This is a genomic window from Wolbachia endosymbiont of Drosophila bicornuta (assembly GCF_028982105.1).
In the GTDB taxonomy this organism is placed as follows: domain Bacteria; phylum Pseudomonadota; class Alphaproteobacteria; order Rickettsiales; family Anaplasmataceae; genus Wolbachia; species Wolbachia pipientis.
This window is the reverse complement of the sequence record NZ_JAPQLF010000095.1, coordinates 1-10,672: the sequence shown is the minus strand read 5'-3', so window position 1 is coordinate 10,672 and position 10,672 is coordinate 1. Positions and strand designations below refer to the sequence as shown.

Sequence of the window (10,672 nt, the reverse complement as noted above, 5' to 3'; positions counted from 1 at the left end):
TGTTTAAGAAATTTACTAAACAGAAAAAAAGGCAAAAGAAACCCTAGGGTAGCTAATTATTCACTATCCATTTTTTAAGTTGGCGTTTTTTGATATTTTAAATGCTTTATAAGCGCATTTCAGCTTATATTAGGTAAAAACCTAGAATTTTATAAAGACATAAGATGCACATAGTGCAAAAAATTAAACATGGGACGCCAGATACGTGAGTTTTTTTGTCATTTAATCTGTACAGAGAAGATAAATAAATAGCTTCAGTTTCATGATAAGGGGACTGGCAAGGCTTGTCAAGCAAGTTTTTTGCAATATCAGGGGATAATTTCGACCATAAATCCCTATCAATAAATTTTAACAAAAATACTTCAGTGCATTTTCAAATATAAGCATTCCATCGCCATATTTTGGCACAGCAACACCTAAACGCTTGCTCTTTTCTTTTTCAAGGGGCCAATTATCTTGCTGAGTAAAAAATATTCCCCTTTCTGGATGGGGCATTAAAGCTAGCACTCTTCCACTTTTATCTGATAAAGCTGCTAGGTCGTATGTAGATCCATTCGGATTGTAAGGAAATTGTAGGTTAGCATAGTTGCCATTTTTATCAATGTAACGTAATGCGGTGGAATTGCTCTCAATCAATTGGTTCAAAATATCTTGATCCATAAAAAATTTGCCTTCCCCATGAGCAATAGGGAGATATAGTTCACTCAGACCCCGTAGCCAAACAGAATTACTCTGCGGATTAACTCTCACTCTAATCCAGCGGCATTGGTAATTGCCTATATCATTATGGATTAAAGCTAGATTAGAGAACTCTGGAATTAATTTTACTAATATCTGACAACCATTACATATTCCTATAATCAGCTTGTCCTGAGATAAAAACTCTTGAAACTCATCCAACAAGTTGTTTTTAATACGTAAAGCAAACGCATTACCAGCACCAGTGTCATCACCATAGGAAAAACCCCCTGGAATTGCAAGTATATTGCTTAATTTCAGTTCACCTGGATTATCTATGATATCGTTAATGTGAACGATTTTTACTTCAATATTACCAATACCAAGCTTTCTGCTGCATTCCATAAATGCAAATGCAGTTTCTTTTTCGCAATTTAAGCCATAACCAGATAGGACTGTGATTTTCATGAATTGCTAAAAATTAAAAAATTCGAATTTCCTTTTTACAAAATTTGCTACTAAATTTAACGCAAATAACACCAATAATAAAGCTATAATTGCGATAGCAGCAAGTTCAACAAATGCAATTTCAGGACTGCTTGACCATATGTATATTTGCACAGGTAGAACAGTTGCCGGATCGAAGAAGGACATAGGTGTATCAGCAATAAATGCTACCATACCTATCATAAGTAAAGGGGAAGATTCACCTAAAATCCTTGCAATTGCAAGCACAGTACCATGTATTATTCTTGGTAATGCAATCGGCAAAGAGTGATCTAATATCACCTTGATGTGAGGTGCACCGAGCGCAAACGCTGCATCTTTTATCGTAATAGGAACATTCGCAAAGGCATTTTTTGTTGCAATTATAATATTAGGTAACATCATAAATGAAAGAGTCATTCCACCAACAAGTGGTGAAGAGCGTGGTAGCCCAAATATGCCAAGATAGAGAGTTAAGCCTACTACACCAAATATTATTGAAGGCACTGCAGCAAGATTATTTATGCTAATTTCTACAATATTGGTCATGAGCCTATTTTTAGGCATAAATTCGTAAAGACAGATGCCCGACATAATTCCTATTGGTAATGCTAATGCTAGGCACACTATAATTGTCATCAATGAGCCGATAAATGCACCTAAAATCCCTGCATTCTCAGGTTCACGAGAGTCAGATTTAAGGAATAAAGACTTATTAAAAAATTTTTTCACTCTCCCTTTTTCTTTTAGCCAATCAAGTAATTTAGCATAATGATCATTCAAATGTTTATCTTTATTTATTGAATTAATTATACTTGACGCGGTAAACCAGATCTCATATTCACCACTACCTTTCACTTTCTTACGAAAAAATTTTTCTAGTTCTTTGTAAGAATTACGACTTAAAATTTCGTCACTGTCTTTAAAATCAGTTCCTTTAAACACCTTACGTAAAGAATCGTTGAGTAAGCCGATGGACTTATATCGCAAATCACTAGGATTACTCGCCAAAGTAAGATCAGCATTTATTTTAACTGGCAATAAAATTTTCGTTACTGTTAAGGCACTGTAAGAGTTAACTAATATACTCAACAATATACACACAGGACAGCCAAGTGAGATAACTAGTGCCGTGAAAGAACAAAAGCGTAGCGCTCTGTTCTTTTTATTTTTCCTTTTTATACGAGCATGTACACGCCTTGACTGAAGTAATTTAAGGAATTTTTTCTTTATACTCATTTACTTTTCTTTACACGAGGATTTGAAAAAACTTTCCCCTTTTTTGTCATGCAAGTAGCTGACACTGGGATCCAGCAGGCTTTGCCTGCAAATAATTTTTACATTTTCCATGAAAGCACAAACCAAAAGGAGAATAATGAATGCTGGATCCCAGTGTCGGAGCACTGGGATGACACCACAGCGGGAGGCAAACACAATGTTCGTACAGTTGTGTGTCACGCACTGGGATGACAAGAGAGAGTTCTGAGATGACACAATTGACATCACTCCCTATTGTATCTACTTAGATTTCTTTTTAACATAAGTAGTACGCTCTTTGATCCTTGCAGCTTTTCCAAATAGTTTGCACAGATAATACAGTTTTGCTCTACGAACCTTTCCTTTTCTTGTCAATTGCACTGAAACCAGTGCAGGAGAATAAACAAAAAACTGAGACACTATACTTTCTCCATGGCTCACTTTTCTGACTGCAAAAGAAGAATGTAACCCGCGGTTCCTTTTTGATATACATACACCTTCAAATATCTGTATACGTTCACTTGTACCGTCAACTACTTTAAAAGTGACCTTCAAATCATCGCCAGGACGAAATTCTGGTATTTCTTTAGCTAACACTTGCATTTGCTGTTCGTTAAATTTTTTAAGTAAATTTGTCATTCATCTCTCCACTCAATAATTCAGGCCTACGCTTTTTTGTTATAACATGAGAGTGCTTCTGCCTCCAATCACTTATTTTCTTGTGATTGCCAGATAACAAAACCTCAGGTACTTTATATCCCTTCCACTGCTCAGGTCTAGTATATTGAGGATATTCAAGTACACCACCACCATAATTAAAACTTTCTTCAGTAATACTATCGGTATTATTTACTACACCTGGAAGAAGTCTAATGCATGCATCAAGAACCACCATTGCAGCTGGCTCACCTCCTGAAAGTATATAATCTCCAATACTTAACTCATAAGGAGTATACGCATCAATTATCCTTTGGTCAATACCTTCAAATCGACCACACAATATTGTTATATGAGGAAACTCTAATAATTCTCTGGCAATATTCTGATTAAACTTAGTTCCAGATGGAGTCATGTAAATAAACTTAGTGTTTTTATGAACAGAGAGCATACTATCTACTGCATCACCAACTACATCAGAACACATAACCATTCCTGCTCCACCTCCATATGGAACATCATCCACAGTTGAATGTTTATCTTTCGCAAAAGAACGAATATTTATTACTTCAAGGTTCCATATTTTTTTTTCTAACGCTTTTCCGGCAAGAGAATAGTTCAAAAACCCCGGGAACATTTCTGGGAATATGGTTAATATTGTAACATTGAATGCCATTAAGGTTTACTTTAAGTTATTTGTGGCTATACTCTAAGAGTAGTAAATTGATATAATATATAGTTAAATTAAACATGTCACTGAATAAAACGATATACGAAGGTAAAGCGAAAGCCATTATTGAAACTGAAGACTTATCAATTGTCATACAGCACTTTAAAGATGATATTACAGCATTCAATAAGGAAAAATATGAAATAATCGATGGTAAAGGAATAATTAATAATCATATTAGTGCTTTTATCATGGAAAAGCTTGAGAAAGCAGAAATTAGCACACACTTTATAAAAACTCTAAACGAAAGAGAACAGCTAGTCAAAAAACTCAAGATAATACCTCTTGAGGTAGTAGTTAGAAATGTCGCAGCTGGCAGCTTTTGCAAACGTTTTAATATCAAAGAAGGTGAGAGGCTTGCATCTCCTATAATCGATTTTTTTTACAAAAATGATGACCTAGCCGACCCAATGGTAAGTGAAAATCACATACTGTATTTTGATTGGCTATCTAGCAAAGAAATGGATGAAGTTAAAACTACAACTTTAAAAATCAACGAAATATTAGTTCACCTATTTTCAAATGCAAGTATATATTTAGTTGATCTCAAGTTAGAATTTGGCAGATTAATAAATGACAGTACTAAAATCGTTTTAGCTGATGAAATTAGCCCTGATAACTGCAGATTATTGGATAAAAATACTTATAAAAAGCTAGACAAAGATGTCTTTCGTTTGAATTTAGGAGATTTAAAGGAAGCATACCTAGAAGTTGCAAAAAGACTGTCAGTAAAGTTAGGTTAACTAAATACTACTCTATCAAGTGGAGGGTTACATGCCTCATCAAGTTTTCCAATAATTTCAATTTTTTCTCCACGTTTTTGGAAATGATTTTTCACGTTTTGCATATTCTCAGAACTTACGATCAATACCATACCAATACCACAACTAAATGTTTTTAGCATTTCTTTCTTCTCTATTTTACCCTCCTTTGTTAGCCATAAAAATATATCTGGCCATTTCCAGGAATTAATGTCTATGTTTGCAAATAAGTTTTTTGGAAGAATTCGCGGAATATTGTCTACCAAACCACCACCCGTGATGTGCGCAATACCTTTTACTTGTGACATGATAGGCAGCAAAGAATCAACATATATTTTTGTTGGTTCAAGTAGTATTTCACTCCAAGATTTATTATTCCATAGAGATGTATCGTTATAATTTATACCTAAGCTTTTGAAAACATGGCGCACTAAAGAAAACCCATTTGAGTGAATTCCACTTGACTCTAAGCCAACTATATAATCACCTGCTTTCATCATACTACAGTTTGGAAGAATTTGCTTTCGATCAACTACACCAACCACAAACCCTGCAAGGTCATAGTGATTATTACCATACATTCCAGGCATTTCTGCAGTTTCCCCACCAACCAATGCTATTTTAGCTTGCTTGCACCCCTCTGCAATGCCATTAACCACAGATAATAAAACATCTTTGGTCAAAACGCCTGCTGCAAAGTAATCAAGGAAAAACAAAGGCGTTGCTCCTTGTGCAAGTAAGTCATTTACACACATTGCAACTAAATCTATACCTATAGTATCATGTTTATTCACTTCTTGAGCTATCAACAGTTTCGTACCTACTCCATCAGTTGAGGAAACGAGTACTGGATGGTCATACTTCTTACTTAGTGCAGCAAAATCAAATAACGCAGAAAATGAACCTATTTCGCTGATTACTTCTTCTCTAGTAGTTTCTTGAGCAATAGGCTTGACTTCTTTTATTAACTTATTATATAGTTCAATATCTATTCCTGATCTGGTATAAGTATTCATAATCCTTTTATAAATTTTAAAATTGTTAATACTATATTAATGCCTTGATATAAAAAGTGCAACGAAACTTTCTCTTAATTGACTATTATATACTTACCAATATAGGGTAACTTAAATCATTTATAATTATCCAATGAACGAAAATACCAAAAACATACTGTTAATAACGGAACTGCTATCAGGACGGCTGCTTCATGACTTTGCTAACTCTATGAATGGAATAACGTTTGGCGTAGAAGAGCTTGAAGTAATAGATAAGAATGATGCTGATGCGCAGAAGGAAGCGTTGTTGTTTCTTAAAGAAAGCTCCGATGATTTAATATATAAACATAAAGTTATGAAGCAGGCATATTCTTCTTCAATGGATAATTATAGCTTTGATAAGACCAAATCTAATATCGAAAATTATTTATTAAAAAAAAAGTAAAGCTTACGTGGAAAATAGACGCATACTCTGCAAAAAATAAGGAAGATTTAATTGAAAAGATAAATAAGATAATTTCTAATATGGTGCTAACTATAGCCAGTGCAGTGGCGGAAGTTGAACTAGTATCTGTTTTACTGAGTCAAACAGAAGATAAAATGCTATTAACTATAAAAATTCTAAATGAACACAAACCAATAAGCAAATCATTAGTAGACAAATTAATCAAAAAAAATGACACTAATTTAAATACAAAAGATATTAATATCTATATGACCTCTTTATTATTAGAGTACTATAACACTGAAATGCATTATACTTGCGAAAATAATTTGCTGGAAATAGGTTTAACTATAACTTGAGTTGCATATTTGGTCATTACAACTTTTTCTTCGTGTCAAGGCATTCCCAGACAATGGGTACCAAATCTAATTTTTGTAATCACTTAAGTCTAGTACTATTTTATTAATGTAGCGCTCATTTGCATCTTTGATGATAAACTTCATACCATTTTTATATTTAATTACTTCATCTACAGAAGGTACTTTACCAGCAATCGAAAGAATCAAACCACCAAGTGTAACATAGTCTTCTTCAGGGTCACGTAATTCTATTTTTAGATCCTCTTCTATATCTTTTATAAGAGCCCTTGCTGATACTTCAAACTTATTTTGAGACAATTCAGTAATGGTATATTCTGAATTTATTTCGTTTTCACTATCAATGTTTGGTACTAGTTCCTCTATAAGATCAGTCATTGAAATTAAACCATCAGTTCCACCATATTCATCCAATACGATAGCTAAGCATGATTTAGAAGAGTTCATCCTAACAAAAAGATTAGTTGTCTTCATCGATGGTGGAACAAATATTACGCTTTGTATAATATGTTTCAGATTAAAATTTTTATCCCTATTAAAAATAACATCTTTTACATAAAAAAAGCCTATTACGTTATCAAAGTTATTTTTATAAATTGGTATTTTAGTGTGGCAAGTGTTTTTTATCTTCTTTATTATTTCACGCTCGCTTGACTCAATGTCTACTGCGCATATCTCTGTACGTGTAGTCATTATATCCATTATACCACAATCGCGGAATTTTAATAGACCATTAAATATATTAAGGTCTGGTAGATCTTTCATTAATGCCTCAGTCGCACACTTTTTCAACACAGAAGCTTTTTTGAAAAGGAAGAGAAAAATTCTATATGCTATTTTTTCTACTAAGGTTCTTTTTTTACTCAATTTATTCCCTGTAATGGCAAAAACGTTTTCAGATTAGATTTATCAAGAAAACTGTTATTAAATGTTTAATAAGCATGTGAATAATGTCAAATTAATTTGTGAATTATTTGTTGATATAAAATACCAACAATTGATCAACAACTTTTTCAACAACATATACATAGTTGTGTAACAATGCATGATGGTAAAGTATTTTCCATAAAAGAAAATTACTAACACTCTAAACACCTTACTTATACACATAAATCATAACAGAAAATCAATAATATACGAAAGTTACTCACATATTTATCCACAAGTTGAACAACGCCAATTTTTACTGAATTTTAAGTTAGTAACAAGTTATTGATAGAACTATTATTATTACTATACTTTAATATACAAAAGAATAAATAGAATAGATTGGAAAGCGGCAAAACAACAATAGCGAAAATTATTAAGAGAAATGAGCCGGGTGGAAGAGTGCCTATCTGGCTAATGCGTCAGGCTGGCAGGTCTCTTCCTGAGTACCGCAAAGCAGTAGAAAATATGAATAATTTTATGGAGATATGCTACAACACAGATTTAATGACAGAATTGACGTTACAGCCGGTGACAAGATTTGACATGGATGCGGCGATAATTTTTTCAGACATTTTAATAATAGCTGATGTTTTGGGTTGTGACGTGAATTTCGTACGCGGTGTAGGTCCAATAATAAAACCCGTCGAAAGTACTAAGGAATTGAAGGGTCCACAAGAAATTGAAACTAAAACCTTACCAATTCTAAACGCTATAAAAAAAGTCAGAAGCCAATTACCAAAAGAAAAATCTCTCATAGGATTTGCTGCTGGACCATGGACAGTAGCCTCATACATCATAGAAGGTGGGAGCAGCAAAACTTTTTCCAAAGTATTAAATTTTTATCCTTCGTGTTTGAAGGAAATAATTGAACGAATAACGGAAGTAACGATTATTTATCTAATTAAACAGATAGAATTTGGAGCAGATGTTATTCAGCTATTTGACAGTAATGCTGGTGCGTTATCGGAACCATTGTTTAAAGAATATGTTATCGAACCAACAAAGAGAATTATCTTGGCAATAAAGGGTAGATTTTCTGATTTTCCAATAATAGGTTTTCCAAGGTCTGCTGGAAATCTTTATAAAGATTACTGCGAACAAACAGGTGTATCTGCAGTAAGTATAGATTATAACGTTCCAATAAAATGGGCGAAAGCGAATCTAAACATCCCTCTACAAGGAAACCTTGATCCTAATCTTTTAGCCTATAATAAAACGGAAGCAATCAAAGAAGCAAAACGTATAATAGATTGCTTTAGAGATTTACCCTTCATATTTAATCTCGGACATGGAGTACTCCCTGATACTCCAGTTGAAAATATTGCTGCGTTGGTAAACCTGGTAAAAAGCTACTAATACAATACACAAAATTCTAGCTTTTTTGTTGTACGGGGTTTATCATTTGAATTTAGCTTCAGTAAGATATGTCAGACCTTGCAAAAAGAATGTCCCTAATAAAACCATCACATACGATTGCTGTAACTGATAAGGCAAATAAGTTGAAAAATGAAGGAAAAAAGATCTGTGTTTTAGCTGCAGGAGAACAGGATTTTGATACTCCAGATCATATAAAAAAAGCAGCTATTCAAGCAATAAGTGAAGGTAAGACTAAATATACTGCTGTTGATGGAACGCGTGAGCTGAAAGAAGCAATAATTAATAAGTTAAGAAAGGATAATAACCTCGAGTACACGCTTAACCAAATCTGTGTTGGTACAGGTGCTAAGCAGGTGTTATTCAATTTGTTCATGGCAACAATTAACTCTGGAGATGAAGTTATTATTCCAGCTCCTTATTGGGTTTCATATGTTGATATGGTAAGTCTTTTTGGCGGCTTGCCAGTTGTAGTAGAATGCAAACAAAATTTTAAACTGACAGCGGAATTATTGAAAAGCAGGATAACTAAAAAAACTAAATGGTTAATTCTTAACTCACCGAACAACCCTGCAGGAGCTGTGTACACATGTGATGAATTGAAAGACATAGCACAAATATTGCTTGAATATCCACATATGAATGTCGTTACAGATGATATTTATGAGCATATAATATACGACGAAAAGTTTTTTACTATCGCTCAGGTTGAGCCGAAGCTTTATGATAGAGTTTTTGTAGTCAATGGAGTATCAAAAGCCTATGCAATGACAGGCTGGAGAATAGGGTATATTGCAGGTAGAAGTGATGTGGTAAAAGCTATCTCTACGCTGCAGTCTCAAAGCACTTCTAATCCAAATTCGATAGCACAAGCAGCAGCAGCAGCAGCATTAAACGGTGATCATAGTTTTTTGAAAGAAAGAACAAGGATTTTTAAGAGTCGTAGAGATTTTATGGTGAAAGAGCTAAATTCTGCCCCGGGATTATCAGCGTCTGTTCCACAAGGTGCGTTTTATTTATTTGTCTCATGTGAAGGATTGCTCAGTAAAAGCACAAAAAGTGGTAAGATAATAAATAATGATTTAGATTTTACTGAATACTTACTGGGAGATCATTTGGTTGCTGTGGTTCCAGGAATTGCATTTGGTCTAGAAAATTTTATCAGAATTTCTTATGCAACCTCTCAGGAACAACTAGAAATTGGATGTGATAGTATTACTAAAGCGTGCCAGGAGTTAAAATGAAATAGACTATCCATAAGTTGTATATTTTGCCATACTTCGCCAAGGTTATTTTGAATGTTCTAACTTGTGTTTTTCTATGGAAGGCATTTTTATTGATTGAGCAAGTGTCTTTCTAATATTGAATTCCTCATTTTTTTCATTTTGTTGCAGTAAGTTAATGTTATTTATTTTATTTACTAAATCTTTCCCCTTTTCCAGAGTCTTTAAATCACTTTCGTTAATGTGATGTTCATTGTAAAATTCTGCAACAATTTCTTTTCTTTTCGGATAAGTATTTAAAAATTCCGACACATGATGTTTAGCAACAGCTTGAATAAATTTCTTATTAAATCTTGAATCGTTATATAGATCTTCTAAATTTTCATCGTAGTGTTTTGCTTCATTTACAGCAAGCTTTATTATCTCTTCTATACCACTTAGAAGTTTCCTATACAATTTGTCGTATCTATTGCCTAGCACGTGTGTAGCGAATGTTTGTTCAATGTATTTTGTTATGTAATTTTGCAGCGTATTATCTATCGTGCTTATATTCATCAGCCTGCTTTAATATTATATAGCACTTCTCGCAATAGTCCGAATAGGATAAGATATGTGCTTATGGCTATGGTAGAGCAGTAGCATATTATGATCTGTTCGGATTATTGTAAAAAGAGCTATAATTGCAACTATAGCTCTTTCCATAAAAGTCCGGATGTGATAGGATAAGGGTAGATGATGATAAGGAGGTTGAATGCC

General features: G+C 33.6%; 14 protein-coding genes. 6 read left to right on the top strand and 8 right to left on the bottom strand.

The annotated features are described in order from the left end of the window. Window positions 1-348: 348 nt before the first annotated feature. On the bottom strand, window positions 349-1,146 hold the full coding sequence (locus OZD68_RS02995) for a phosphoribosylformylglycinamidine synthase subunit PurQ (RefSeq protein WP_044471287.1): 798 nt from the start codon (window positions 1,144-1,146) through the stop codon (window positions 349-351). A gap of 6 nt (window positions 1,147-1,152) precedes the next feature. Continuing rightward, window positions 1,153-2,403, bottom strand: a complete 1,251-nt coding sequence (gene pstA / locus OZD68_RS02990; protein WP_182309679.1) for a phosphate ABC transporter permease PstA — start codon at window positions 2,401-2,403, stop codon at window positions 1,153-1,155. A gap of 48 nt (window positions 2,404-2,451) precedes the next feature. Between pstA and OZD68_RS02985 the strand changes: the two genes are divergently transcribed. After that, window positions 2,452-2,634 (top strand): hypothetical protein, encoded by a 183-nt coding sequence (locus tag OZD68_RS02985; RefSeq protein ID WP_010962989.1) that lies wholly within the window; start codon window positions 2,452-2,454, stop codon window positions 2,632-2,634. Between the two features lie 48 nt (window positions 2,635-2,682). Here OZD68_RS02985 and rplS read toward each other — a convergent pair whose 3' ends face one another. Then, window positions 2,683-3,060 carry a 50S ribosomal protein L19 gene (gene rplS / locus OZD68_RS02980; RefSeq protein WP_182309680.1) on the bottom strand — a complete coding sequence of 126 codons (378 nt, stop codon included), beginning with the start codon at window positions 3,058-3,060 and terminating at the stop codon, window positions 2,683-2,685. Further along, on the bottom strand, window positions 3,044-3,754 hold the full coding sequence (trmD, locus tag OZD68_RS02975; RefSeq protein ID WP_182309681.1) for a tRNA (guanosine(37)-N1)-methyltransferase TrmD: 711 nt from the start codon (window positions 3,752-3,754) through the stop codon (window positions 3,044-3,046). Before trmD ends, rplS begins: the two co-directional genes overlap by 17 nt. Before the next feature lie 74 nt (window positions 3,755-3,828). Here trmD and purC point away from each other — a divergent pair, with 74 nt between their 5' ends. Next, the gene (purC, locus tag OZD68_RS02970) at window positions 3,829-4,551 is read left to right on the top strand and encodes a phosphoribosylaminoimidazolesuccinocarboxamide synthase (protein ID WP_182309682.1); all 723 of its coding nucleotides are present in this window, start codon (window positions 3,829-3,831) and stop codon (window positions 4,549-4,551) included. Here purC and purM read toward each other — a convergent pair. Continuing rightward, on the bottom strand, window positions 4,548-5,585 hold the full coding sequence (gene purM / locus OZD68_RS02965) for a phosphoribosylformylglycinamidine cyclo-ligase (protein ID WP_182309683.1): 1,038 nt from the start codon (window positions 5,583-5,585) through the stop codon (window positions 4,548-4,550). The two genes, purC and purM, sit on opposite strands and share 4 nt — an antisense overlap. A 133-nt stretch (window positions 5,586-5,718) precedes the next feature. Between purM and OZD68_RS02960 the strand changes: the two genes are divergently transcribed. Then, on the top strand, window positions 5,719-6,012 hold the full coding sequence (locus tag OZD68_RS02960) for a hypothetical protein (protein ID WP_006280049.1): 294 nt from the start codon (window positions 5,719-5,721) through the stop codon (window positions 6,010-6,012). Continuing rightward, entirely contained in the window at window positions 5,997-6,371 is a 375-nt protein-coding gene (locus tag OZD68_RS02955) for a histidine phosphotransferase family protein (RefSeq protein WP_158246746.1), read from the top strand. The genes OZD68_RS02960 and OZD68_RS02955 overlap by 16 nt, the downstream gene beginning before the upstream one ends. 66 nt (window positions 6,372-6,437) lie before the next feature. Here OZD68_RS02955 and OZD68_RS02950 read toward each other — a convergent pair whose 3' ends face one another. Beyond that, on the bottom strand, window positions 6,438-7,256 hold the full coding sequence (locus OZD68_RS02950) for a transporter associated domain-containing protein (protein WP_182309684.1): 819 nt from the start codon (window positions 7,254-7,256) through the stop codon (window positions 6,438-6,440). Between the two features lie 402 nt (window positions 7,257-7,658). Here OZD68_RS02950 and hemE point away from each other — a divergent pair, with 402 nt between their 5' ends. Both hemE and OZD68_RS02940 read left to right on the top strand, forming a co-directional pair. Then, entirely contained in the window at window positions 7,659-8,675 is a 1,017-nt protein-coding gene (gene hemE / locus OZD68_RS02945) for a uroporphyrinogen decarboxylase (protein ID WP_182309685.1), read from the top strand. 68 nt (window positions 8,676-8,743) lie between these two features. After that, window positions 8,744-9,937, top strand: coding sequence for a pyridoxal phosphate-dependent aminotransferase (locus OZD68_RS02940; protein WP_182309686.1), 1,194 nt, complete (start codon window positions 8,744-8,746; stop codon window positions 9,935-9,937). Between the two features lie 45 nt (window positions 9,938-9,982). Here the strand turns inward: OZD68_RS02940 and OZD68_RS02935 are convergent, their stop codons facing one another. Further along, window positions 9,983-10,471: a hypothetical protein gene (locus OZD68_RS02935; RefSeq protein ID WP_182309687.1), complete on the bottom strand. Its 489-nt coding sequence runs from the start codon at window positions 10,469-10,471 to the stop codon at window positions 9,983-9,985. 15 nt (window positions 10,472-10,486) lie between these two features. Beyond that, window positions 10,487-10,672: hypothetical protein (locus OZD68_RS02930; protein WP_275008955.1), on the bottom strand; the 186-nt coding region annotated here is incomplete at its 5' end.